The sequence below is a fragment of the Nocardia sp. NBC_01009 genome, assembly GCF_045208035.1.
Taxonomy (GTDB): Bacteria; Actinomycetota; Actinomycetes; order Mycobacteriales; family Mycobacteriaceae; genus Nocardia.
The window spans coordinates 1811171-1834961 of record NZ_CP108695.1 but is presented as its reverse complement, the minus strand read 5'-3'; the positions used below and the strand labels follow the sequence as shown (position 1 = coordinate 1834961).

Below are 23791 nucleotides of genomic sequence, written 5' to 3'. Positions count from 1 at the left end.
AGATCGGGCCGGTCTACCGTTAAGCCAACAAGCGTTGGCCCACAGATGTTGACCAAGGAGTTCCGATGAGCACCACCCCGAGCAACGAACTGCCGGACACCACCTCCGTGGTGATCGTCGGCGCCGGGCCCGCCGGACTGACCGCCGCGATCACGCTCGCCGACGCCGGTATCGACTTCGTGCTGCTGGACCGGCTCGCCGAGGGCGCCAACACCTCTCGCGCCGCCGTGGTGCACGCACGAACCCTCGAGGTACTGCGCGAGCTCGGCATTGCCGATGAACTCATCGCACGCGGCATCGTGGTACCGACCTTCACCGTGCACGACGGCGACCGGACGCTGGCCACCGTACGCTTCGACGGACTGCCTACCGAGTACCCCTACACCCTCATGGTTCCGCAGGACACCACCGAGACGGTGCTGCTGGACCGACTGCGCAAAGCGGGCGGCGAGGCGCGCCGACCGTACCAGGTGACCAGGATCGTCGACGAAAACAACGGCGTCACAGTGGATTACGAAGACGGCGCGGGCACGCCGGGAACCATCAGGGCCGACTACGTGATCGGCGCCGACGGTATGCACAGCGTCGTCAGGGAGCAAGCGGGCATCGGGTTCACCGGCGACACCTACCCGGCCTCCTTCGTGCTCGCCGATGTCAGGATGGACTGGCCGATCGCGCGAAACGAAGTGGCGCTGCACCTTTCACCCGAGGGCGTCACCGTCGTCGCGCCACTGCCCGACGACGCCGAACCGAACCGCTACCGGGTCGTCGCCACCCTCGACGAAGCCCCCGAACACCCGGACGCCGCCGATATCCAGTCGATCCTCGATATCCGCGGCCCCGGTGGCGCGGTGAAAGTCCGTGAGGTGCTGTGGAGCTCACGCTTCCGGGTGCACCACCGCGTCGCCAACCACTACCGCGCAGGCCGGGTGCTGCTGGCCGGCGACGCCGCGCACGTGCACAGCCCGGCGGGCGGACAGGGTATGAACACCGGTATTCAGGACGCGGCCTTCCTCGGCCCGTTGCTCGTTCGAGTCATCCAAGGCGAGCCGGCGGCCATCCTGGACGGCTACGAAGCCACCCGGCGCCCAGTGGCACTCGGCGTCGTCGCCTTCACCGACCGGATGACCAAGATGGCCACCCTGCGCCCGCGGCCCGCCCGCCTGCTCCGCAATACCGTCATGTCGCTCGTGATCCGCATCCCCGCGGTCCGCAACAAGCTGGCCTTCCAACTGGCCGAGCTCGCCAACCGCTGAGTCACCGAGACCGAAAAGACCGGCCCGCCAGGACAACTGGCGGGCCGATCTGCTGGAATTCCTACTGGATGCCCGCTCGCGCCGCGAATACGGAGCCGTCGGCGAAGTCGACCTGCCGATCGGCGTTCGACAGTGCGGTCACCATGCAGGTCCCGAACGACCCGGAGCGATCAAACAGGGTCGCACTGCCGACGGCGATCCCGTCGGCACTGATGTGACTGTCGGCCTCCAACCCGATCTCCGGCCCGATAGCGGGCCGCGCCAGCGCGAGCGTCAGATCAGTGTTGATGAAACCGATGCCCTTGCTGCCCCAGTTGGTCATCATGCTCGTCGCCTCACCGATCATCGCGGCGCCGGCGAACGCCGAAGACGTCTCCCCCTCGATCACCGACATCGGCACCTGCCAGGTGCGCTTGCGCCCGCCGTTCTGATGCTCGCCGATCCGCGACGACCAGCCATCGGCTCGACCGTCGCTGTTCCACAGCGGCGGGGTCGGTCCGTCGGCGATCGGTACCTCGGGCGGCCGCGGTCCGTCGCCCCTGGTCCAGACCTCTCCCGGCGGCTGCACCGACCGTTTCAAGAAGATCGCCGTCGCGCGAGCCACATCCGCGCCGTCCTGCATCAGCGCGGCATCGGCGACCCGGATCCGCTTCCCCGCCCTGACCAACTCGGTCACTACGGTGACCGGCTTGTTCAGCGTCGGCCGGAACAGGTCGACCGTCAACCGGGCGGGCGTGAATTCGGCCGAACAATGCTGAAGTTCCAGCGCCCTCGCCAGGAGGCCACATATCGCAGGCCCATTGATCATCGTCGACGACCACGCGCTGACAGCGAACGGCAGGGGCTCGAAGCCGTGTCCGGTCGCGGCGAAAAATGCATAGGGCGTTGCCAATTCGATCTCCTGTCTACCGCTCGCGACTGCTGAAACGGCAAAGGCCGCCGCATGTCGCGGCAGCCCTCGCCGGTAGCGCCTCGCCCCTATTTCTTACTTGCTGCTCGCCTCGAGGTGATCATCGGCCGCGCGCACCTCGGTCTGCTCCTTGGCCCAGCGGTAATCCGGCTTGCCTGCGGGCGAGCGCTTGATCTCGTCGACGAACCACAGGCTGCGCGGCTGCTTGTAGGGCGCGATCTCATTGGTCAGCATGGGGCGCAGCTCTTCCAGTGACGGGCGGTTGTCGCCGCGGCACTGCACAACAGCGACGACCCGCTGACCCCAGCGCTCGTCTTCGACGCCGACCACCAGCGCGTCGAAGATCTCCGGGTGCGACTTGAGCGCACCTTCGACCTCTTCCGGGTAGATCTTCTCGCCGCCGCTGTTGATGCTCACCGAACCGCGACCGAGCATCGTCACGGTGCCGTCCTCCTCGACCCGTGCGTAGTCGCCCGGGATCGAGTAGCGAACGCCGTTGATCTCCTTGAAGGTTGCCGCCGTCTTCGCCTCGTCCTTGTAGTAGCCGAGGGGAATGTGGCCGCTGCGGGCGAGAATGCCGACCACACCCGAACCGGGCTCCACCGGGTTGCCGTCCTCGCCGAGCACCACGGTGGACGCATCGATCTTCACGCGGGGCCCACCGGTGTGCGTCGCACCCTTGGTGACGATGGACAGTCCACCGAAACCGGTCTCCGAAGAGCCGATGGAGTCCGAGAGCATCCGGTTCGGTAGCAGCTCGAGGAACTGGTCCTTGAGTGCCGGGGAGAACAGCGCCGCACTGCTCGCCATCACATAGAGCGTCGAAAGGTCATAGGGCTTACCGGTTTCCGGGTTGCCCTCGATCAACGCATCCAGCATCGGCCGTGCCATCGCGTCACCGGTGATGAAGATGAGATTGATGCCATGGCGGTCGATGTGCTGCCACACGCCGTGCCCGCTGAACTCGGGGATCATCACGGCCTTGCCGCCGCCGAACAGGCTGTGGAAGGTGGCCCATTGCGAGCCGCCGTGGATCATCGGCGGAATCGGGAAGCGCACCATCTGCGGGTTGGCCGCGCCGACCTTGGCCAATTCCCATTCGTCGTCGACGTATTCACCGGTGACGAAGTTGATGCCCGCACCGAGCACCCGCCAGACGTCCTCCTGCCGCCACATCACGCCCTTGGGCAGGCCGGTGGTGCCGCCGGTGTAGAGCATGTAGAGGTCGTCCGGGGAGCGATCACCGAAATTGCGCTCTCCGGAGGACCGCTCGAGCACCGTCTCGTATTCCACCGAATCCGCTGCGGTGGGGATTGTGCCGGTCGTATCGTCGTCGACGACGATGACCGTCTTCAGCAGCGGAGTGTTCGGACGGACACCGGCCACTCTGTCGGTGAAGCGGCGCTCGTGGATCAGCGCGACCATGTCCGAGTTGTCGAAGATGTGCTGTAACTCGTTCTCGACGTATCGGTAGTTCACGTTGATCATCACGGCGCGAGCCTTGAAGATCGCGACCATGGCCTCGACGGCCTCGATCGTGTTGCGCGAGTAGATGCCCACCTTGTCACCCGGTTGGACACCCTGCTCCAGCAGGTAGTTGCCCAGTTTATTGGCCCGCTCCTCCAGCTGCGCGTAAGTCACCTCACGGCCGTCGTCGGCCAGCGCTACGCGGTCGGGCATGAGATCGATGGCGTGTTCGACCAGGTCGGCTATGTTGTAGCTCACAAACCTAAAAATAGAACGTGTTACTGTTTCTGACAAGGCTTGAAAGTCAGGAGAATCACCAATGCCAGATTGCCTCGTCGAGAAGCGCGATCACGTCCTCATCGTCACCATGAATCGTCCCGAGGCCCGCAACGCGCTGTCGGGCGAGATGATGGCGATCATGCGCGACGCCTGGGATCAGGTGGACAACGATCCCGACATCCGGGTCGCGATCCTGACCGGCGCGGGCGGCGCGTTCTGCGCGGGCGCGGATCTGAAGGCGATGACGACCCAGCACCCGGGCGACTCCTTCAAGGGCGGCGGCTGGGATCTGTCGAAGATCGAGGCGCTGCTCAAGGGCCGGCGGCTCACCAAGCCGCTGATCGCGGCGGTCGAGGGTCCCGCCATCGCCGGTGGCACCGAGATCCTGCAGGGCACCGATATCCGGGTTGCCGGCGAGAGCGCGAAATTCGGTGTGTCCGAGGCACGTTGGGGCCTGTTCCCGTTGGGCGGCTCGGCGGTCCGGCTGGTGCGCCAGATTCCCTACACCGTGGCCGCGGACATCCTGCTCACCGGTCGGCACGTCACCGCGGCCGAGGCCAAGGAAATCGGCTTGATCGGGCACGTGGTGCCGGACGGCACTGCGCTGGACAAGGCGCTCGAACTGGCCGCGCAGATCGCGGCCAACGGCCCGCTCGCGGTCCAGGCCATCCTGCGCACCATCCGCGACACCGAGGGCATGCACGAGGAAGAGGCCTTCAAGATCGACGCCGAGCTGGGCACGGCGGTCTTCAAGTCGGCCGACGCCAAGGAAGGCCCGAAGGCCTTCGCAGAAAAGCGCAAGCCCACATTCACCGGCAGCTGAACAACGAAAGCAAGCGACCCCCTGCGCATTCCGCGCTGGGGGTCGTTTGCACTATGGCTCAGTTGCTGCCTGGGTAGTCCATCCAGAACGGCTCCCACTGGTGGCCGTCGGGGTCGATGAACGTGCGGCCGTGCATGCCGACCTGTGCCTCCTGCGCGCGCTTGTCCTCGTTGACCTCCTCGGTGGCCCCGGCGCCCAGTGCCGCGGCGGTGAGCGTGTCGACCTCTTCGGCACTGGGCAGAGCGATCGCGTACGCGGCGCCGATGGTCGAGACGGTGTCCGACAGCGGGCGGCTGCTGAAGGTCGGGAAGAACTCCTTGGTCAGCAGCATCAGGCAGATGTTGTCGTCGACGACGATGCAGGCGGCGTTCTCATCGGTGAAGTCCTGGTTCACCTTCCAGCCGAGAGCCTCGTAGAAGTTCTTCGACCGGCCCAGATCGGTGACAGGTAGGTTGATGAAGATCATCTTGCTGCTCATGTTCGGCGTCCTTTTCCTCGGTCCATGCGTGGTTCGTTTTTCGGTTCACCAGTAGAGACGGGCCGTCGGCCGAGAACTCATCGCCGCCCCGAGTGGTGATACCCGACATAGCCGTCCAGGTGGCTCCACAACGGTGATGATGATCTTGATTCGGCAGGTAGGCGGCTTTTCTGTCTGTGATGTGTCGGTGGGCTGTGGCAGGGTGACTTTCATGACCGACTCGTCCGGCAATACCACCGGCCTCACCCCCGATGTGCTCTCCTCTTTCGAGGGACACCGGCGCGAGCTGTGCGCATACGCCTACCGAATGCTCGGCTCGTCCTTCGAGGCAGAAGACGCGGTGCAGGAGACCTTCACCCGCGCATGGAAGTCCTACGACTCGTTCGAAGGCCGTGCCAGCCTACGGTCCTGGCTGTACCGGATCGCCACCAATGTCTGCCTGGACATGATCGACGGTCCGCAGCGCCGTGCCCGGCCGATGGATCTTTCCGGGCCGTCGCGGCCGGACACCCCCTTGCCCATGGCGCAGCCCGACTACGTCTGGATCGAACCGATCCCCAATGCCCTCGCCTTCGGGTCGGACCCGGCCGAGCACGCGAGCGCGAAGGACACACTGCGGCTGGCATTCGTCGCCGCCTGTCAGCATCTGCCGGCCACCCAGCGCGCCATCCTGATCATGCGCGAGGTGCTGCGCTTCTCGGCCAGCGAGACCGCCGAGGCCCTCACCATGTCGCCCGCGTCGGTCAACAGCGCGCTGCAGCGCGCACGGGCGACCATGTCCAAGGTGCAGCCAACAACCACCGACACCTACGACGAGACCGATGAGGACCAGCGCAAACTGGTCGACGACTTCGTCAAGGCGTTCGAGGCCTACGACATGGACACGCTGACCACCCTGCTGAAAGCGGATGTCGCACTGTCCATGCCCCCGATCGAGCTGTGGATCTCCGGCCCGGAGAACGTGGCCGCGTTCATGCTCGGCACCGGCCAAACCTGCCGCAATGCCAGGATGGTTCGACTCGAGGGCGCGAACGGCCTCCCCGCCTTCGGCCACTACAAGCCGAGCGAGGTGCCCGGCGTCTGGTTGCCGTGGTCGATCACCGTCCTGGAACTCGACGGCGCCGCCATCGCCGGCCTCAACTTCTTCCTCGACACCGAAAAGCTGTTCCCCCTCTTCGGCCTGCCTCCCGAACTACGCGAAGAAATCTGACGAACGTAGTCGAATGGCGGTTGCGGACTTCCTCCGCAGCCACCATTCGACTACCGTCGATGCCGAAACTGGCTGGAACGCAACCACAGCCGGTCCTGACACTGGAAGCAGTACGCCTGTCTACCCGGGCTGCCGGACAGAGCCGCGCTGATGCCGGTCGGTCAGTGCCCGCCTCGATGGCAACTGCACCCCCGTCGATCCTCACCCTTGTCGATCCGAACACCCATGTTGCAACCGAACACCCGGTGTACCAGGTATCTGGTTGCAACACAGGGTGTTCGGTGCGAAGCAGTGGCTAGGACGCGGCCAGGTAGCTTTCCTTGAGCTTGCGCTTGTAGAGCTTGCCGTTGGGGTCGCGGGGGAGTTCGGGGAGGTAGTCGATCGAGCGTGGCATCTTGTACTTTGCCAATTGTGTTGCGGCGAAGGCGAGTAGCTCGGCGGTGAGGTTGTCGTCGCCCTCGAACCCGTTGGCGGGCTGGACTACGGCTTTCACTTCCTGGCCCCAATCAGCATGTGGCAGACCGAAAACCGCCACATCGGCGACCTTCGGGTGGGTGACCAGCACGCTTTCGATTTCGGCGGGATAGATGTTCACGCCGCCGGAGAGAATCAGATCGGATCGGCGATCGTGCAGGTAGAGATAGCCGTCCTCATCGAGATGGCCGATGTCGCCGACGGTGAAGAGGTCACCGACCCTCGACTCCTCGGTCTTCTCCTTGGCATGGTGGTACTCGAAGCTCGATGCACCCATCTTCATGTAGACCAGCCCGGTCTCGCCGGCGGGCACTTCGGAGCCGTCTTCCTCGCTGAGCACCTTGATCACCGACCATGGCCAGGCCTTGCCGACCGAGCCGGGCTTGAGCAGCCACTCGGTGCCATTGATCACCGTGCCGCCGCCCTCGGTGGCCGCGTAGTACTCGGTGACCGTCGGGCCCCACCACGCCAGCATCTGCCGCTTGGTCTCCTGCGGACACGGCGCCGCACCGTGCACCATGCTGCGCAGCGAAGACACGTCGTATTTGGCGCGCACCTCCTCCGGCAGTGCGAGCAGCCGGTGGAACTGGGTCGGCACCATGTGGCTGTGGGTCACCCGATGCTTCTCGATGAGCCGCAACATCTCCTCGGCGTCCCAACGATCCATCAGAACAACCTTGTGTCCCAGCTGAATCGAGATGGTCGCCCAGTTCAGCACCGCGGTGTGATAGAGCGGCGAGCCGCAGATGTGCACGTGGTTGTCGTAGGGCGCGAGTTCGAACAGCCCGAAGAACGCATTCGTATGCGGTGGAACGACATCCGGATCGGCGCCGGTCAAAGGGCGGCGAACGCCCTTGGGACGTCCCGTTGTTCCCGAGGTGTAGAGCATCGGCGCGCCGGTGGTCCGGTTGTCGGGCCTGCCGGTGTCGGCCGCGCCGAGCCAGGCCACCGACTTGAAGCCCTCGATCTCGCCCACCGCGAAGCGTGCCGACGCCGGCAGTCCGGCCTCGTCGGCGGCGGCGATCGCGGCCGCGGCGAACCGGTCGCTGGCGATGAACGCCTTCGCCTCGCTGTCGGAGAGGATGTAGGCGACCTCGGGTCCGGTCAGGTGCCAGTTCACCGCCACGATGTACAGCCCGGCCTGGTACGCCGCGAAGTAGGCGGCGACCGCCTCGACACAGTTGTGCACCATGCTGACGAGCACGTCGCCGGGCTGTAGGCCCAGCGCCCGCAGGCCGGTGCCGTATCGATTGGCCAGCGTGGCCAATTCGCGATACGTCACCTCGCGGCCGACCGGGTCGACCAAGGCGATCCGATCGGGTTCCGCGTTCGCGATATTCCAGAGACCGAGAATTTCTACTGACTCCTGCGTCGTCACCCCTACGAATCTAGAACGTGTTCTACATCTGTACAAGGGGTGCGAGCCGATGCAATTGCTCGATATCTGGAACAGACACCAGCATCTCGGTGACACCGGCCGCTTCCCACACCCCGAGTTGCTTACGAACATGCTCCTCGTCGCCGATGATCGCGGTGTCCAGAATCAGCTCGTCCGGGACCAACGCCGCCGCCTCCGCCTTCTTGCCCGCCTGGAAGAGCCTGCCGATCTCGTCGACCTCGCGCTCGTACCCCATCCGCCGGTACACCTGCGCGTGAAAGTTCATCTCCGGCGCGCCCATTCCGCCGATGTAGAGCGCCATGATCCAGCGCATCCGCTCGATCTCGCTCTTGGCATCGTCGGTCAGCACCACCTGGCAGCTCGCGGCGATCTCGAAGTCCGCCCGCGAACGCCGCGCGCCCGCCCTGGCGAAACCCTCGTCGAGCCAGTCGTTGTACATCCCGGCCAGCCGCGGCGCGTAGTAGATCGCCAGCCAGCCGTCGGCGATCTCGGCCGTCAGCGCCACATTCTTCGGGCCTTCCGCGCCGAGCCAGATCGGCAAATCCGCTCGTAGCGGGTGCACGATCGGCTTGAGCGGCTTGCCGAACCCGGTGGAACCCGGGCCCGTGTACGGCAGCGGGTACTGCGGTCCGGCATTGGTGACCGGGGCCTGCCGCGCCAGCACCTGACGAACGATCCCGACGTATTCCCTGGTGCGCTGCAACGGCTTGGCGAACGGCTGGCCGTACCAACCCTCCACCACCTGCGGACCGGAGACGCCGAGGCCGAGGATCGCCCTGCCGCCGCTGAGATGGTCCAGTGTCAGCGCATGCATGGCGGTCGCGGCGGGCGTGCGCGCCGACATCTGCACCACCGAGGTGCCCAAGCGCACCCGTCGCGTCGAGGATCCCCACCACATCAGCGGGCCGAAGGCGTCCGACCCCCAGGATTCGGCGGCGAATACGGCGTCGAACCCGGCCGCCTCGGCGGCCACCACCAACTCACCGGCATTCTGCGGTGGTTGTGCCATCCAGTACCCGAGTTGCAATCCGAACTTCACCATCGACCTCTTTCCAGCCAACTTCTTGCCAGCAGAATAAGAACCTGTTCTACTCGACATTGTGACTCAGGGGAATACTGCATCCGGCACAATCACGAATGAGAGAGGGTCGGAATTGAACACTGCGTCGCGCAGCGACTCCATCGAGGGTAGCGGTGGGCACACCGTGCCCGACGTACTCAGCGCGCCCCTTCGGGTGCGATTCGACTACACCCGATCGGTCGGACCGACGATCGGCAACTTCCTGACCAAGCTGCGCGGCCGCAAGATCGTCGGCGTACGCGGTTCGGACGGGCGGGTGCTCGTGCCGCCACCGGAATACGACCCGATCACCTCCGCGCCCCTCACCGAATTCGTCGATGTGGCCGACACCGGCGCTGTCGAATCGTGGACCTGGGTGCACGATCCACTGCCCGGGCAACCCTTCGATCGCCCCTTCGCCTGGGCACTGATCAAACTCGACGGCGCGGACACCACCCTGCTGCACGCCGTCGACGTGGCCGAGCCCGGTGCCATCCACACCGGCCAGCGCGTCGTCGCCAGGTGGGCGACCGAGACCGCGGGCAGCATCAAGGACATCGCTTGCTTCGAGCCGGGCGAAACATCGCACGCGCCGGCGGAAGCCGTCGACGATGGCGAGCCGATCACGATGATCACCACTCCGGTCGACCTGGACTACAAACACACCGCCTCGCCGCAGGAGACCATCTACCTGCGCGGGCTGGCCGAAGGCAAGCTGCTCGGCGGGCGGACCGACGCCGCGGGCAAGGTGTACTTCCCGCCGCGCGGCGCCAACCCGACCGACGGCAGGCCGACCGACGACATCGTCGAGCTGCCCGACCGTGGCACCGTCACCACCTTCTGCATCGTGAACGTGCCGTTCCTCGGTCAGCGGATCAAGCCGCCGTACGTGGCGGCCTATGTGCTGCTCGACGGCGCCGACATCCCGGTCCTGCACCTCGTCCTCGGTTGCGAGGCGAGCGAAGTGCGGATGGGCATGCGGGTGGAGGCCGTGTGGAAGCCGCGCGAGGAATGGGGCTACGGGCTGGAGAACGTGGACCACTTCCGTCCCACCGGCGAGCCGGACGCCGAATACGACACCTACTCCCATCACCTCTAGAGAGGCCCACGTGACCGACAACGCCACCGACATCGCGGTCGTGGGATTCGCCCACGCACCGCACGTGCCGGAAACCTTCGGCACCACCAACGGTGTCGAGATGCTGGTGCCCATTTTCCAGCAGCTCTACTCCGACCTCGGCATCACCAAGTCCGATATCGACTTCTGGTGCTCCGGCTCCTCCGATTATCTGGCCGGACGGGCCTTCTCGTTCATTTCGGCGATCGACGCCATCGGCGCGGTGCCGCCGATCAACGAATCCCATGTCGAGATGGACGCCGCATGGGCGCTCTACGAGGCGTTCGTGAAACTACGCTCGGGGCAGGCGAAGACCGCACTGGTGTACGGCTTCGGCAAGTCCTCGGCGGGCACGCTGCGGCAGATCCTCACCATGCAGCTGGATCCCTATCTGGTCGCCCCGCTGTGGCCGGACTCGCTGTCCATCGCGGGCCTGCAAGCGCGCGCCGGACTCGATGCCGGTCGCTGGACCGAACGCGATATGGCCGCCGTGGCGGCGGGCGCTGCCGGCGACATCGAAAGTCTGCTCGACACACCGTATGTCGCAGACCCGCTGCGCGCACATGACGTCGCGCCCATCACCGACGGTGCGGCGGCGATCGTGCTCGCCGTCGGCGACCGGGCCCGCGAGCTCTGCGCGCGTCCGGCCTGGATCTCCGGGATGGCGCACCGCGTCGACACGCCTCAGCTCGGCGCCCGCGATCTGACCGTCTCCCCCTCGACTTCGGCTGCCGCCCATGCGGTTACCGGCGGTGACACCAGCGGCTTCGATATTGCCGAGCTGCATGCGCCGTTCAGTCACCAGCAGCTGATCCTCGCCGAGGCGATCGGCCTGAAGCCCGAGACCACGGTGAACCCCTCGGGTGGCGCATTGGCAGCCAACCCGATGTTCGCCGCAGGCCTGGAGCGGATCGGCTTCGCGGCCGAGGCCATCATGGCGGGCACCGCGAATCGCGCACTCGCCCACGCCACCAGCGGCCCCGTGCTGCAGCAGAATCTTGTGACCGTTTTGGAGACTCGATGACACTCCCCGCTGCGGTGCTCGGCACCGGACAAACCCATCACGTGACGAAACGGACCGACGTGTCCATGGCGGGCATGTGTCGCGAGGCAATCGATCGCGCGCTCGAGGATTCGGGCCTCACCATCGCCGATATCGATGCGGTCGTGGTCGGCAAGGCACCCGATCTGTTCGAGGGCGTCATGATGCCCGAGCTGTATCTCGCGGATGCGTTGGGCGCCACCGGAAAACCACTGCTGCGCGTGCACACCGCAGGCTCGGTCGGCGGCTCGACCGGCGTGGTCGCCGCGAACCTCGTGCAGGCCGGCGTGCACAAGCGCGTGCTCGCGATCGCCTGGGAGAAACAGTCGGAATCGAATGCCATGTGGGCGTTGTCGATTCCGGTCCCGTTCACCATGCCGGTCGGCGCGGGTGCGGGCGGGTATTTCGCCCCGCACGTCCGTTCCTACATTCGCCGTTCGAACGCGCCCGGACACATCGGCGCGATGGTCGCGGTGAAGGATCGCCGCAACGGCGCGAAGAATCCGCTCGCGCACCTGCATCAGCCGGATATCACGCTGGAGAAGGTGCTCGCATCGCAAATGCTGTGGGACCCCATCCGCTTCGACGAAACCTGCCCGTCGTCGGATGGCGCCTGCGCGGTGGTGATCGGCGACGAGGAAGCAGCGACCGCCGTCGAAGCCACGGGCAAGAAGGTGGCATGGGTGCACGGCACCGCGATGCGCACCGAACCGACCACCTTCGCCGGGCGCGATCAGGTGAACCCGCAGGCAGGCCAGGACGCGGCCGCCGCGCTGTGGAAGGCGGCAGGCATCACCGACCCGCTCGCCGAAATCGATGTCGCCGAAATCTATGTGCCCTTCTCGTGGTTCGAGCCGATGTGGTTGGAGAACCTCGGCTTCGTGCCGCCGGGCGACGGCTGGAAGCTCACCGACAAGGGTGAGACCGAAATCGGCGGCACACTGCCGGTCAACCCCTCCGGTGGGGTGCTCTCCTCGAATCCGATCGGCGCGTCCGGGCTCATCCGCTTCGCCGAGGCCGCCAAGCAGGTGATGGGCCGGGCCGGGGCCTATCAGGTGGACAATGCCAAGAAGGCGCTCGGCCACGCGTACGGCGGTGGCTCGCAGTACTTCTCGATGTGGGTGGTCGGGTCGGAGCGCCGATGAGCACCGCACCGATGAAATTCACCCTCGGCATCGCACTGAGTCCGCTGGAGCAGCTGCCCGAACTGGCGAAGACGGCGGAAGAATGCGGCTTCGCCTCGATCGCCCTGCCCGACTCGCTGTTCTACATGAAGTCCGCGTCGGCGAAGTACCCCTACACCGCCGACGGCAGTCGCTTCTGGGGACCGGAGACGCCCTGGGTCGACCCGCTCATCGGTGCGACCGCGATGGCGGCGGTGACCAGCCGGATCCGCTTCTATACCAACGTGCTCAAGTTGGGTTCTCGCAACCCGCTGCTGCTGGCCAGGCAGGTCGGCTCGGTGGCCAACCTGTCGGGCAATCGGTTCGGTTTCGGCGTCGGGATCGGCTGGGCGCCAGAGGAATTCGAGTGGTGCGGGGTTCCTTACGCCCGGCGCGGCGCGCGGGTGGACGAGATGATCGAGGTCATCAAGCTGGTCCTCGGCGGGGGCATGGTCGAATTCCACGGCGAGTTCTTCGACTTCGATCCACTACAGATCAGCCCGGCGCCGACCGAGCCGGTGCCGTTCTACATCGGTGGACACACCGAACCCGCGCTGCGGCGGGCCGCCCGGGTCGGCGACGGCTGGACCTCGGCCATGATGACCTACGACGAGCTGTGCCTGACCATCGGCAAGCTCGAAGCGCTGCGTGCCGAATTCGGCCGTGCGGCAGATCCGTTCGAGATCCAAGCGGTATGCATCGATCGATACGGGCGTACTGGGTACCAGGATCTGGCCGATGCCGGGGTCACCGACGCGATCGTCGTTCCGTGGCTGGCCGACGGCATCGGCTTCGACGGCGAGCTCGCGGCCAAGCAGGACTCGCTGCGCCGCTTCGCCGCGAAGAATATCGAGGAACCCATCGTCGCAAAGGCAGGCGTATGACCACTACCGAACATCCAGCACGGGCCGCCGGACTCGCCTCGCAAGCCGCGGTGCGAGCCAGGGACAAGCAGGCGTGGGTCGCGCTCTTCGCCGAGGACGGCATCGTCGAAGATCCGGTCGGCCCTTCGGGTTTCGATCCCGAGGGCAAAGGTCACCGAGGTAAGGAAGCCATCGCGGCGTTCTGGGACATGGCGATCGCGAAGACCGATTCCATCGAGTTCCTGTTCGGCGATTCTTTCGCCTGCGGCAACGAGATCGCCTTCACCGGCACCATTCGCTCCACGCTCGGTGGTCATCACATCGATGCCGAAGGCGTGTTCACCTACAAGGTGGACGGAACGGGCAAAATCGCTGCGCTGCGGGCCTTCTGGGAGGTCGACCGCGCTATGGCGACCGCAAAGCCCGTCGGCTGAGTGTGCTGCCCCCTCGGGGCAGCACGACAAAGGGCCCTCGCACCGGCACGGGAACTGCCGGTTGCGAGGGCCCTTTGTCGTCGTCAGTGCGCGACCGGGCAGCCGCCCGAGGTCTTGTAGTCGACCGTGAACTCCTTGACACCGTTGAGCCAGCCCGAACGCAGGCGCTTCGGGTCACCCAGCCTGGTGATGTCGGGCATGTAGTCGGCAATAGCGTTGAAGATCAGATCGACCTCCATCCGCGCGAGGTTCGCGCCGACGCAGAAGTGCGCGCCGGTGCCCCCGAAAGACAAGTGCTGGTTGTTCTTTCGGGTGATGTCGAACTTCTCCGGGTGCTCGAACACATCCTCGTCGAAGTTGGCCGAGCGGTAGAGCATGACCACCCGCTGGCCCTTCTTGATCTCCACTCCCCCGAGTTCGGTGTCTTCGAGCGCGGTCCGCTGGAACGAGGTGACCGGTGTCGCCCACCGGATGATCTCGTCGGCGGCGGTGGCCGGGCGCTCCTTCTTGAACAGCTCCCACTGGTCCGGGTTCTCCAGGAAGGCCGCCATGCCGTGGGTGATCGCGTTACGGGTCGTCTCATTGCCCGCTACGGCCAGCATGATCACGAAGAAGCCGAACTCCTCCGGCGTCAGCTCGTCGCCGTCGACATCCGCCTCGATCAATTTGGTGACGATGTCGTCGGCCGGACATTCTTTGCGAGCCGCGGCCATTTGGTAGGCGTAGCCGAGCACCTCGGTGGACGCCGCGACCGGGTCCGCCTCGTTCTCCGGATCGTCGTACCCGGTCATATCGTTCGACCAGGTGAACACCTTCATGCGGTCTTCCTGCGGGATGCCGATGAGCTCGGCAATGGCCTGCAGCGGCAGTTCGGAGGCGACCTGAGTGACGAAGTCGCCGGATCCGGACGCCACCGCCGCCTGCACGATCGACTCGGCCCTGGTCTTGAGTTCCGCGCGCAGCCCGTTGATCACGCGCGGGGTGAAGCCACGCGAGATGATCTTGCGGAGTTTGGTGTGCTGCGGCGCGTCCATATTGAGCATGACGAACCGCTGCAGTTCGATCGCCTCGCGGGTGATCTCGTCATTGAACCGCGGGATCGCGGTGTTCTCGAACGAGGAGAACACATCACTGCGCCGCGAGACTTCCTTGACTTCGGCGTGCTTGCTGACGACCCAGAAGCCGTCGTCATGGAACCCACCCTTCTCGGGTGATTTCGGATTCCACCAGACCGGGGCGGTCCGGCGCAGTTCCGCGTACTCCTCGACCGGAACACGCTCGGCGTAAATGTCGGGGTCCGTGACGTCGAACCCGTCCGGCAGATTGGGCCGGGGATTCCGAGGGGCAACCACCAGATGTCTCCTTCGACAAACTGAAACACGTTCTACAATCATTGAAGCATAGGCTGGATAGCGAGGGAAGAACTGGAGAGATCCGCCTATCGCTAACGTGGACACACGTTTCAGTTTTCTGTCCCAAAGGAAAGGTTGGTCATGGGCACACCAGTAATCGTCGAGGCCGCTCGCACCCCGATCGGCAAGCGCGGCGGCTGGCTCGCGGGCCTGCACGCCGCCGAACTGCTCGGCCTCGCACAGCGCGGGTTGCTCGAGAAGGCGCACCTGGACCCCGCCCTTGTCGAGCAGGTCATCGGCGGCTGCGTCACCCAGGCGGGCGAGCAGTCCAACAACATCACCCGGGTCGCCTGGCTGCACGCCGGCCTGCCGTGGCAGGTCGGGGCCACCACCATCGATACGCAGTGCGGTTCGGCCCAGCAGGCCAATCATCTGATCGCCGGGCTCATCGCGACCGATGCCATCGACATCGGCATGGCCTGCGGCGTGGAAGCCATGAGCCGAGTCCCCTTGGGCGCCAACGTCGGCACGAACGCGGGCCCACGCAGGCCCGCGGCATGGAGCATCGATCTGCCCAACCAGTTCGAGGCGGCCGAGCGTATTGCCAAGCGGCGCGGCATCACTCGCGACGATGTCGACGCGCTCGGCGTCCGCTCGCAGCAGCGCGCCGCACAGGCCTGGGCCGAGGGCCGCTTCGACCGCGAGGTGCTTTCGGTGGCCGCACCCGCAGTCGACAAGGAAGGCAACCTCACCGGCGAGAAGCTCGAGGTGACCAAGGACCAGGGCCTGCGCGACACCAACCTGGAAAGCCTCGCCAAGCTGAAGCCGGTGCTCGAAGGCGGCATCCACACTGCGGGTACGTCGTCACAGATCTCCGACGGCGCGGCCGCGGTGCTGCTGATGGACGAAAGGGCTGCGCAGCGAGCGGGATTGCGGCCGCGCGCCCGGATTGTCACGCAAGTCGTGGTCGGCGCCGAGCCCGAGTTCCATCTCGACGGCCCCGTTCAGGCCTGCACCCGGCTGCTCGAGCGGTCGGGCATGAATATCGGTGACATCGATCTATTCGAGATCAATGAAGCATTCGCGTCGGTCGCACTTTCGTGGGCATCTGTACACAATCCGGACATGGACCGGGTTAATGTCAACGGCGGCGCGATCGCGCTGGGGCACCCGGTCGGCTCCACCGGATCTCGGCTCATCACAACGGCTTTGCATGAACTGGAGCGCACCGGGGGCAGTACGGCCATGGTGCTCATGTGCGCGGGTGGCGCACTGGCGACAGGCACGATCATCGAGCGGTTGTAGGAGTCGTCAACCAATTCCCCACGATTGGTTGAACGTTCATCCCAGAGCCGCCAAAACGTGTCGTACGCCACACAAAGATCACTGCGGTCAAGTAGATGAGACGTCAGCTATCTTTAGGCTATCATCGATCTGCGGGGCGAGACCCCTGCGACGGGCCAGAACCGGAGAACACCACCCCTTCGCAAGAGCCGTTGGGGCGACCCGCAAACGCAACGGTCGCAGTCACTTCGCCGCAGCTGGACCTAGAAGCTTCAAGGAAATCCTGAATCAGGCGTAGGTTTTCAGTTACTGAGCCGCTAATATCAATGATACGTATCCGAGATAACGACTGTTAGTACAGCGAAGGGAATTGGGCGGCTCACAATGGCTGATTTCGCGGCGCGGCTGAACAAGCTGTTCGAAACCGTGCATCCCCCGGGGCGCAAGCCGCACACCAACGCGGAGGTTGCGGCTGCGCTGACGGCCTCCGGGCATCCGATCTCGAAACCGTACCTCTCGCAGTTGCGGTCGGGTCAGCGGACGAACCCGTCGGACGAAACGGTGGCTGCACTGGCCAAGTTCTTCAAGGTCAAGCCGGACTACTTCTTCAACGACATCTATGCCGCCAAGATCGATCACGATCTGGAGTTGTTGTCCCAGCTGCAGGGCTATGGACTGCGGCGGTTGTCGAGTAGGGCGTTCGACCTGTCCGAAGAATCACAGAACCTCCTCACCTCCATGGCGGAGAAGTTGCGAGCAAGCGAAGGCTTGCCCGAAATTCCTCCGGACGGTACCGAATAGGTTCTCCTAGAGTGCAGTACGGTGCGGCCTTCGGGTCGCACCGTACTGCGTCATGGGTCGCGTGCCCCAAAAGTTATGGGCTGGCGGAGAGCGCGGGGGTGAGTTATAGGCGTCCCCGCGACTTACCCATGCGTGTACGAAAACAGTTGATCGGATACCGGGTAGACATACACGAATCCGGCTCGGCGATCGCCGAGCCGGATTCGTTGTTGTGTCAGGAGATTCAATACGGGGGGGGTTCGCGAAGAATGCCTCGAGATGATCAGTATTGCGGCGAGTCGATCAATTCCGGACGTGGACGGGAGTTGACGCCTCATAGGCGCGAGCGATGGTCCGGACCCAACCGCGCAGACTGATTCCCTCGGGCGGAGCAATCGACCGCGCGTCTACTACTACCTCGCCCAATGGATTACGTGCCCATTCCGCGACGCGGTCCGCGCGCTCGGCCGGTGATGACGGCGGTGGGCCCGCGGCGATCAGCTCGAGACCGCCACCCGACTGCAGATACAGCGCGTCCATGATCTGCGCCACCTGATCGGACGCCTTCAGCTGCGTGGAAGAACTCGTCTGCTCGTGCGCGATCACCTCGGGGAACTGGTCGATCATGGTGCGGTGCAGCGGCTGAATCCGGCGCAGCAGCACGCGCGCTCGCACCCACAGCTCCACCACGATCCACACCGCACCGAACGCGACGAGCAGACTGGCGATCTCCCACGCCGGCCAGGCCCACGTCGCATGGCCGGGAGCGGTTCGCGGCGCATCGATCAAGGCCTGCCGAATCTGCAGCAGCGCAAGCACTGCCACGAATGCCGTGCCGGTGGTGTAGATCGCAATGCCGCGACCGAGCGCCGTCCAGTCGAGGTTGCGCAGTCCGGTGACGACGGTCGGCGGAGCCGGTCCCGACAACAGCGGAACCGGTGGCGAGGGCCGCAGCACCGAGAGCGGCCGAACCGGTGCCGAGCGCGAGGCCGAGTCCTGCCGAACCCGAACCGAGCAGCGCACCGAGAATGACCGAAGTCGCCGTCGCCGACCCGGCTGCGGCCGAACCAACGGCAGCGGAACCACCGGCAGCGGCGGAGCCCGCCGCCGCCGACCCTGGCACCAATGCCACGTTCGACGCGGCATCGGTCGGCTCTACCGGGAGGCCGACGCGCGACTGCCTGCCCGGGACGGAAAGCGGCTGCCAGACATCACCGTTGTCATGACCGGTCGGATCTGATGAGCCGGACGAATCGGGCTGAGCCTGAGCCGCAACACCCTCGAGTAGCGCAATGCCGGCAACTGCCGCAGCTACTGCAACTACGTGCGACGTGCGACCAATGGCCATGCGCCAGCCTTCCCCTCATTCGATGTAGCGCAGATCTTCAACCCGGTCGCAACGCACAGGTCCGGGACTTTTTACGGACGGGAGCCCATAGTAAACCCCCGCCCAGATCGGCGCAGGGGTCGGCTCGGGCAGCCCATACGACACGCCCAACACGCGGAGACGGCAGGCACCCAGCGATCACCTGGTAATCCCGCACATCATTGCCCACACCCCGCACCCATCCACCGACGAGGCGGTGACAATCCACACAGCCCACCTCTGTCACCGGAATCCCGCACCAACACCTCCCCTATGCCGGATACAGCAGCCCGGCCACGCACCCCAGTGTCGTAACTACACACCCCGCGCAGAGGGTGTCTAGATTCAACACGGGGTGCGGCGCACTGTAAGGGCCTGTTTCGAAAGGCGCTTCGCAACAACAGTCTGCTGATCCCGAAATCCCTACGACGTCAACACATCAGTCCCGACGCCGGACGCGAACACCCCCGAAAGGTGGATCTCTACGACGCCACCACAGTCAGTCCGCACGCTGGAAGCCGTGTGCCTGCCTACCCCGAGTTGCGGGCGTAGGAACCACCATTTCACTGCGCTCGGCGTTGGTTGGGGTGGGTGGGTGGGTGGGTGGGTGTCACTGTGACGCCACATGCGGCGGCTGAGCCACACGGCCGGCTGGGCGTGCGCCTCAGGTGCGCCGTGCGTCTCGGCTCGGTTGGCGCACTGTTCAAAGTCGGTTCGCGCGCACGCATTCGGGGGCAGGCAATGCTCAGGCGCCGTATACGGGCTCCGCCGGAATTGCCTTTGCGATCAGGTCGGCGACTACGGGGCCTAGTTCCGCGGGGGTCCAGCGGGCGCCGCGGTCAACGGCGACGCCGTGGCGCCAGCCGTCGGCTAGGGCCACTTTGCCGCCTTCGACCTCGAACATGCGGCCGGTGACGCCTGCGGACTGCGGGCTGCCGAGCCAAACGACCAAGGGGGAGATGTTCTCGGGGGCCATTGCGTCGAAGCCGTCTTCGGGGGCCGCCATGGTTTCGGCGAAAACGGTTTCGGTCATTCGGGTGCGGGCGGCCGGCGCGATGGCGTTCACGGTGACGCCGTAGCGGGCGAATTCGGCGGACGCGGTCAGGGTGAGGCCCGCGATGCCTGCCTTGGCCGCACCGTAGTTGCCCTGGCCGACGCTGCCCTGGAGGCCGGCGCCCGAACTGGTGTTGATGATGCGGGCGTCGACGGGGCGACCTGCCTTGGATTCGCCGCGCCAGTATTCGATCGCGTGCCGCATGGTCGCAAAGTGGCCCTTGAGGTGGACCCGGATGACCGCGTCCCATTCGTCCTCGCCGAGGTTGACCAGCATGCGGTCGCGCACGAAGCCCGCGTTGTTGACGAGTACGTCGAGACCGCCGAACGTGTCGACGGCCTGCCGGATGAGATTGCGGGCGCCGTCCCAGTCCGCGATGTCGTCGCCGTTGGCGACGGCCTCGCCGCCGAGCGCTTTGATCTCCGCGACCACCTGTTCGGCGGGCGTCTCCGTGGTTTCCGCACCGTCGAGCGCCGAGCCGAGGTCGTTGACCACCACCCGGGCTCCCGCGGCGGCGAAGGCGAGAGCGTGCGCCCTGCCGATGCCACGGCCCGCGCCGGTGACGATGACGGTGCGCCCGGCGCAGATCTGCTCGGTGTCCATACCTGTTGTCCCTCTGTCGTATTTGTCTTGTTAGATCAGGTCTGCCGGGTCAGGCGTCGGCCCGCTGGCCGCCGACCACCGCATTGGACGCCGCAAGGAAAGCGGGCCGCTCCCCGCCACCGTGCACGAGCAACGTCGCGCCGCTGACGTAGGAAGCCAGCGGGGAGGCAAGGAAGGCCGCGCAACGGCCGATGTCGTCGGGCGCGGCCATCCGCCCGAGCGGGATTGTCGCGCCCACCGCGTCGATGCCGTCCTGATCGCCGTAGTGCAACTGGCTCTGTTCGGTCTCGACCGGGCCGACGACCAGCGAATTCACCCGAACCTTCGGCGCCCACTCGACCGCGAGTGAGGCGGTGAGGCTGTCCATGCCCGCTTTCGCGGCCCCGTAGGCGGCAGTGCCGGGCGAGGGCCGGTGCCCGCTCACGCTCGACACCATCACGATCGATCCGCCGCCGGACTGCTGCTGCATCACCGCATTCGCTGCCTGCGAAACAAGCAGCGGCGCAAGCAGATTCAACTCGACAATCTTGGCGTGGAAATTCTTGCTCGCCTCGGCGGCGAGGGCGAACGGTGCGCCGCCGGCATTGTTGATCAGGTGGTCGAGACGACCGTGCCGCTCGACGATCGTGTCGATCAGCGCCTGCACCGAGCTGGCGTCGCGCACATCGCACGGCAGATATTCGATCTCGCGCCCATCGCTGCGCACCGGGCTGTCGGCCGGCCGCCGCGCGCACGCCACCACGGTCGCGCCCGCGGCGAGAAAAGCCTTGCTCACCCCGGCGCCCACCCCGCGCACACCTCCGGTGACCAGAACGACGCTGCCGGCGAGATCGATTTCGAGTGCCACCGTGCTAACCTACCAAGCAACTGCTTGCTTTGCCAATGCGCCGACCTAATCCGGCACGCACGATGGGATATGCGATGGGGATCAACCGTCACTCCGAATCAACCGGCATCACCGTGGTCACGGTCGACTACCCGCCGGTCAACGCCATACCGTCCGACGGCTGGTTCGCCATTGCCGACGAGATCCGCGCGGCAGGGCGCGACCAGGAGACCAAGGTTGTCGTGCTGCGCGCGGAGAACCGCGGGTTCAACGCTGGTGTCGACATCAAGGAAATGCAGCGCACACCCGGCCATCAGGCACTGATCGACGCCAATCACGGCTGCTACGAGGCGTTCGCGGCGGTCTACGACTGCCCCGTTCCGGTGATCGCGGCGGTACAGGGCTTCTGCCTCGGCGGCGGGATCGGTCTGGTCGGCAATGCCGACGTCGTCATCGCGTCCGACGATGCCACCTTCGGCCTGCCCGAAGTCGACCGCGGCGCGCTCGGCGCGGCCACCCACCTGTCGCGACTGGTGCCGCAGCACCTGATGCGGGCGCTGTTCTACACCGCGAGCACCATCACCGCACAACAGTTGCAGCACTTCGGCTCGGTGTACCAGGTGGTGCCGCGCGCTGAACTCGACGCCGCCGCAATGGAATTCGCAAAGAACATCGCGGCGAAAGACGGCCGGGTGATTCGTGCAGCAAAGCGCGCACTCAACGGCATCGACGTGCAGGACGTGCACCGCAGCTACCGCTTCGAGCAGGGCTTCACCTTCGAGCTGAACCTCGCAGGCGTCGCGGACGAGATCCGCGCCCGCTTCGACGACGATCTGGCGGCGCGCAAGGCAGCAGAGAGCAAGGGGAACTAAGACCATGCGGGACAAGCGAATGTCGCTCGACGAGGTCGTCGGCGAACTGCGCAGCGGAATGACCATCGGCATCGGCGGCTGGGGTTCCCGGCGCAAGCCGATGGCCCTGGTGCGGGCCATCCTGCGCTCGGACATCACCGACCTGACCGTGGTCAGCTACGGCGGACCCGACCTCGGGCTGTTGTGCTCGGCAGGCAAGGTCCGCAAGGCCTACTACGGCTTCGTGTCGCTGGATTCGCCGCCGTTCTACGATCCGTGGTTCTCCAAAGCACGCACATCCGGTGCACTGGTGGCGCGGGAAATGGACGAGGGCATGCTCAAGTGCGGGCTGGAAGCGGCCGCCGCGCGACTGCCGTTCCTGCCGATCCGTGCCGGACTCGGGTCCGATGTCCTCAACTTCTGGGACGGCGAACTGCGGACCGTCACCTCCCCGTACGCCGACGCGGACGGCAAGGCCGAGACGCTCGTCGCGATGCCTGCACTGAAACTCGATGCGGCGCTGGTCCATCTGAACATCGGCGACCGGCACGGCAACGCCGGCTACACCGGTGTCGATCCGTACTTCGACGACCTGTACTGCCTGGCCGCCGACCGCCGCTACGTCTCGGTGGAACGCGTGGTCGAAACCGAAGAACTCGTGAAAACCGTTCCGCTGCAATCACTGCTGCTCAACCGGATGATGGTCGACGGCGTCATCGAGGCGCCCGATGGCGCGCATTTCACCTTGGCGGGCGACAGCTACGGCCGTGATGAGAAGTTCCAGCGCCACTACGTGGAAGCGGCCAAGACGCCCGAAACCTGGCAGCAGTTCGTCGACAAGTATCTGGCCGTCTCCGAAGCGGAGTACCAGGCCGCCGTTCGTGAGTTTGGACAGGAGGCATCGAAGTGACGAGCACCGAGACCAGCACCAGGGCCGAGATCTGCGCGGTCGCGTGCGCCGAGATATTCAGCGGTGCAGGGGAAATCATGGCGAGCCCGATGTCGCCGATGTCGATCATCGGGGCGCGCCTGGCCAAGCTCACCACCGAGCCGGACCTGCTGCTCTCCGACGGCGAGGCGCTGCTGTTCGCCGACACTCCCCCGATCGGCGGCAAGTCGCCGATCGAGGGCTGGATTCCGTTCCGCAGGGTGTTCGACGTGGTGGCCTCCGGCCGCCGCCATGTGGTGATGGGCGCCAACCAGATCGATCGGTTCGGCAACCAGAACCTGTCGGCCTTCGGCCCGTTGCAACAGCCGAGCAGGCAGATGTTCGGGGTGCGCGGCGCGCCGGGCAACACCATCAACCATGCGACGAGCTACTGGGTGTCGCGGCACACGAAGCGGGTCTTCGTCGACACGGTCGACATCGTGTCCGGCGTCGGCTACGACAAGATCGATCCGGCCAATCCGGCGTTCCGGTTCCACCACCTGCACCGGGTGGTCACCAATCTCGGCGTTTTCGATTTCGAAGGCCCCGATCACACCATGCGGGCCCGCAGCCTGCACCCGGGCGTCACCGCTGCCGAGGTCGCCGAGAACACCTCCTTCGAGATCGCGGGACTTGCCGACGCGGGCGAGACCCCGCTGCCCACCGCCGAGCAGCTGCGGTTGATCCGAGATGTGCTCGACCCCAAGAAGGTTCGCGAATCGGAGGTACCGGCATGAGTGAGCCGATCGTGACACAGCGTGCTGCGCGTAGG

General features: G+C 65.7%; 22 protein-coding genes. 13 read left to right on the top strand and 9 right to left on the bottom strand.

Annotation, left to right across the window (positions count from 1 at the left end; translation table 11 throughout):
- The first annotated feature begins 65 nt into the window (after positions 1 to 65).
- Positions 66 to 1256, top strand: coding sequence for an FAD-dependent oxidoreductase (locus OHA42_RS08060; RefSeq protein WP_406235828.1), 1191 nt, complete (start codon positions 66 to 68; stop codon positions 1254 to 1256).
- A gap of 61 nt (positions 1257 to 1317) precedes the next feature.
- On the opposite strand, the gene OHA42_RS08055 is transcribed toward OHA42_RS08060, so the two are convergent.
- Both OHA42_RS08055 and OHA42_RS08050 read right to left on the bottom strand, forming a co-directional pair.
- Positions 1318 to 2148 (bottom strand): thioesterase family protein, encoded by an 831-nt coding sequence (locus OHA42_RS08055; RefSeq protein WP_406235826.1) that lies wholly within the window; start codon positions 2146 to 2148, stop codon positions 1318 to 1320.
- Between the two features lie 93 nt (positions 2149 to 2241).
- Entirely contained in the window at positions 2242 to 3891 is a 1650-nt protein-coding gene (locus OHA42_RS08050; protein WP_406235824.1) for an acyl-CoA synthetase, read from the bottom strand.
- 61 nt (positions 3892 to 3952) lie between these two features.
- Here OHA42_RS08050 and OHA42_RS08045 point away from each other — a divergent pair, with 61 nt between their 5' ends.
- Positions 3953 to 4735, top strand: a complete 783-nt coding sequence (locus OHA42_RS08045; RefSeq protein WP_328408695.1) for a crotonase/enoyl-CoA hydratase family protein — start codon at positions 3953 to 3955, stop codon at positions 4733 to 4735.
- 58 nt (positions 4736 to 4793) lie between these two features.
- Here the strand turns inward: OHA42_RS08045 and OHA42_RS08040 are convergent, their stop codons facing one another.
- Positions 4794 to 5213, bottom strand: a complete 420-nt coding sequence (locus OHA42_RS08040) for a VOC family protein (protein ID WP_406235822.1) — start codon at positions 5211 to 5213, stop codon at positions 4794 to 4796.
- Positions 5214 to 5424: 211 nt separating this feature from the next.
- Here OHA42_RS08040 and OHA42_RS08035 point away from each other — a divergent pair, with 211 nt between their 5' ends.
- A complete protein-coding gene (locus OHA42_RS08035; protein WP_406235820.1) occupies positions 5425 to 6423 on the top strand; it encodes a sigma-70 family RNA polymerase sigma factor in 999 nt (332 codons plus the stop codon).
- Positions 6424 to 6718: 295 nt separating this feature from the next.
- On the opposite strand, the gene OHA42_RS08030 is transcribed toward OHA42_RS08035, so the two are convergent.
- A complete protein-coding gene (locus OHA42_RS08030) occupies positions 6719 to 8275 on the bottom strand; it encodes an acyl-CoA synthetase (RefSeq protein WP_406235818.1) in 1557 nt (518 codons plus the stop codon).
- Between the two features lie 22 nt (positions 8276 to 8297).
- On the bottom strand, positions 8298 to 9335 hold the full coding sequence (locus OHA42_RS08025; RefSeq protein ID WP_406239203.1) for an LLM class F420-dependent oxidoreductase: 1038 nt from the start codon (positions 9333 to 9335) through the stop codon (positions 8298 to 8300).
- Positions 9336 to 9477: 142 nt separating this feature from the next.
- On the opposite strand from OHA42_RS08025, the gene OHA42_RS08020 reads away from it, so the two are divergent.
- Genes OHA42_RS08020 through OHA42_RS08000 form a run of 5 tightly spaced genes read left to right on the top strand, consistent with a single transcriptional unit; the run spans position 9478 to position 13975 of the window.
- Positions 9478 to 10455, top strand: coding sequence for a Zn-ribbon domain-containing OB-fold protein (locus OHA42_RS08020; protein ID WP_406239201.1), 978 nt, complete (start codon positions 9478 to 9480; stop codon positions 10453 to 10455).
- Between the two features lie 10 nt (positions 10456 to 10465).
- Positions 10466 to 11497, top strand: a complete 1032-nt coding sequence (locus OHA42_RS08015; protein ID WP_328408687.1) for a thiolase domain-containing protein — start codon at positions 10466 to 10468, stop codon at positions 11495 to 11497.
- Positions 11494 to 12660, top strand: a complete 1167-nt coding sequence (locus OHA42_RS08010; RefSeq protein WP_328408685.1) for a thiolase domain-containing protein — start codon at positions 11494 to 11496, stop codon at positions 12658 to 12660. The genes OHA42_RS08015 and OHA42_RS08010 overlap by 4 nt, the downstream gene beginning before the upstream one ends.
- Positions 12661 to 12671: 11 nt before the next feature.
- Positions 12672 to 13562 carry a TIGR03619 family F420-dependent LLM class oxidoreductase gene (locus OHA42_RS08005; protein WP_406239199.1) on the top strand — a complete coding sequence of 297 codons (891 nt, stop codon included), beginning with the start codon at positions 12672 to 12674 and terminating at the stop codon, positions 13560 to 13562.
- Positions 13559 to 13975 carry a nuclear transport factor 2 family protein gene (locus tag OHA42_RS08000; protein ID WP_406235816.1) on the top strand — a complete coding sequence of 139 codons (417 nt, stop codon included), beginning with the start codon at positions 13559 to 13561 and terminating at the stop codon, positions 13973 to 13975. Before OHA42_RS08005 ends, OHA42_RS08000 begins: the two co-directional genes overlap by 4 nt.
- A gap of 83 nt (positions 13976 to 14058) precedes the next feature.
- Here OHA42_RS08000 and OHA42_RS07995 read toward each other — a convergent pair whose 3' ends face one another.
- Positions 14059 to 15369: a cytochrome P450 gene (locus OHA42_RS07995; RefSeq protein ID WP_406235814.1), complete on the bottom strand. Its 1311-nt coding sequence runs from the start codon at positions 15367 to 15369 to the stop codon at positions 14059 to 14061.
- 99 nt (positions 15370 to 15468) lie between these two features.
- Here OHA42_RS07995 and OHA42_RS07990 point away from each other — a divergent pair, with 99 nt between their 5' ends.
- Positions 15469 to 16632, top strand: coding sequence for a steroid 3-ketoacyl-CoA thiolase (locus OHA42_RS07990; RefSeq protein ID WP_406235812.1), 1164 nt, complete (start codon positions 15469 to 15471; stop codon positions 16630 to 16632).
- A 363-nt stretch (positions 16633 to 16995) separates the two neighbouring features.
- Positions 16996 to 17412: a helix-turn-helix domain-containing protein gene (locus OHA42_RS07985; RefSeq protein ID WP_011207048.1), complete on the top strand. Its 417-nt coding sequence runs from the start codon at positions 16996 to 16998 to the stop codon at positions 17410 to 17412.
- A 282-nt stretch (positions 17413 to 17694) separates the two neighbouring features.
- Here OHA42_RS07985 and OHA42_RS07980 read toward each other — a convergent pair whose 3' ends face one another.
- The 3 genes from OHA42_RS07980 to OHA42_RS07970 all read right to left on the bottom strand — a co-directional run bounded on the left by OHA42_RS07980 (position 17695) and on the right by OHA42_RS07970 (position 21261).
- Positions 17695 to 18318 carry a hypothetical protein gene (locus OHA42_RS07980; protein ID WP_406235810.1) on the bottom strand — a complete coding sequence of 208 codons (624 nt, stop codon included), beginning with the start codon at positions 18316 to 18318 and terminating at the stop codon, positions 17695 to 17697.
- 1184 nt (positions 18319 to 19502) lie between these two features.
- A complete protein-coding gene (locus OHA42_RS07975) occupies positions 19503 to 20414 on the bottom strand; it encodes an SDR family oxidoreductase (RefSeq protein ID WP_406235808.1) in 912 nt (303 codons plus the stop codon).
- A gap of 49 nt (positions 20415 to 20463) precedes the next feature.
- Entirely contained in the window at positions 20464 to 21261 is a 798-nt protein-coding gene (locus OHA42_RS07970; protein ID WP_406235806.1) for an SDR family oxidoreductase, read from the bottom strand.
- A gap of 74 nt (positions 21262 to 21335) precedes the next feature.
- On the opposite strand from OHA42_RS07970, the gene OHA42_RS07965 reads away from it, so the two are divergent.
- The 3 genes from OHA42_RS07965 to OHA42_RS07955 are packed head-to-tail and all read left to right on the top strand — an operon-like array spanning position 21336 to position 23756.
- Positions 21336 to 22112, top strand: coding sequence for an enoyl-CoA hydratase family protein (locus tag OHA42_RS07965; protein ID WP_406235804.1), 777 nt, complete (start codon positions 21336 to 21338; stop codon positions 22110 to 22112).
- 4 nt (positions 22113 to 22116) lie between these two features.
- Complete coding sequence (locus OHA42_RS07960) at positions 22117 to 23001, top strand: CoA transferase subunit A (RefSeq protein ID WP_406235802.1); 885 nt, start codon at positions 22117 to 22119, stop codon at positions 22999 to 23001.
- Positions 22992 to 23756 (top strand): CoA-transferase subunit beta, encoded by a 765-nt coding sequence (locus tag OHA42_RS07955; protein WP_406239197.1) that lies wholly within the window; start codon positions 22992 to 22994, stop codon positions 23754 to 23756. The genes OHA42_RS07960 and OHA42_RS07955 overlap by 10 nt, the downstream gene beginning before the upstream one ends.
- Positions 23757 to 23791: the final 35 nt, after the last annotated feature.

What these genes read in the sequence shown, in the direction of transcription:
- OHA42_RS07965 (WP_406235804.1), top strand. Translation starts at nt 21,336, where the DNA reads ATGGGGATCAACCGTCACTCCGAATCAACCGGCATCACCGTGGTCACG.
- OHA42_RS08010 (WP_328408685.1), top strand. Translation starts at nt 11,494, where the DNA reads ATGACACTCCCCGCTGCGGTGCTCGGCACCGGACAAACCCATCACGTG.
- OHA42_RS08040 (WP_406235822.1), bottom strand. Translation starts at nt 5,213, where the DNA reads ATGAGCAGCAAGATGATCTTCATCAACCTACCTGTCACCGATCTGGGC.
- OHA42_RS08060 (WP_406235828.1), top strand. Translation starts at nt 66, where the DNA reads ATGAGCACCACCCCGAGCAACGAACTGCCGGACACCACCTCCGTGGTG.
- OHA42_RS08035 (WP_406235820.1), top strand. Translation starts at nt 5,425, where the DNA reads ATGACCGACTCGTCCGGCAATACCACCGGCCTCACCCCCGATGTGCTC.
- OHA42_RS07985 (WP_011207048.1), top strand. Translation starts at nt 16,996, where the DNA reads ATGGCTGATTTCGCGGCGCGGCTGAACAAGCTGTTCGAAACCGTGCAT.
- OHA42_RS08045 (WP_328408695.1), top strand. Translation starts at nt 3,953, where the DNA reads ATGCCAGATTGCCTCGTCGAGAAGCGCGATCACGTCCTCATCGTCACC.
- OHA42_RS07960 (WP_406235802.1), top strand. Translation starts at nt 22,117, where the DNA reads ATGCGGGACAAGCGAATGTCGCTCGACGAGGTCGTCGGCGAACTGCGC.
- OHA42_RS07975 (WP_406235808.1), bottom strand. Translation starts at nt 20,414, where the DNA reads ATGGACACCGAGCAGATCTGCGCCGGGCGCACCGTCATCGTCACCGGC.
- OHA42_RS08000 (WP_406235816.1), top strand. Translation starts at nt 13,559, where the DNA reads ATGACCACTACCGAACATCCAGCACGGGCCGCCGGACTCGCCTCGCAA.
- OHA42_RS07990 (WP_406235812.1), top strand. Translation starts at nt 15,469, where the DNA reads ATGGGCACACCAGTAATCGTCGAGGCCGCTCGCACCCCGATCGGCAAG.
- OHA42_RS08005 (WP_406239199.1), top strand. Translation starts at nt 12,672, where the DNA reads ATGAAATTCACCCTCGGCATCGCACTGAGTCCGCTGGAGCAGCTGCCC.
- OHA42_RS07995 (WP_406235814.1), bottom strand. Translation starts at nt 15,369, where the DNA reads ATGATTGTAGAACGTGTTTCAGTTTGTCGAAGGAGACATCTGGTGGTT.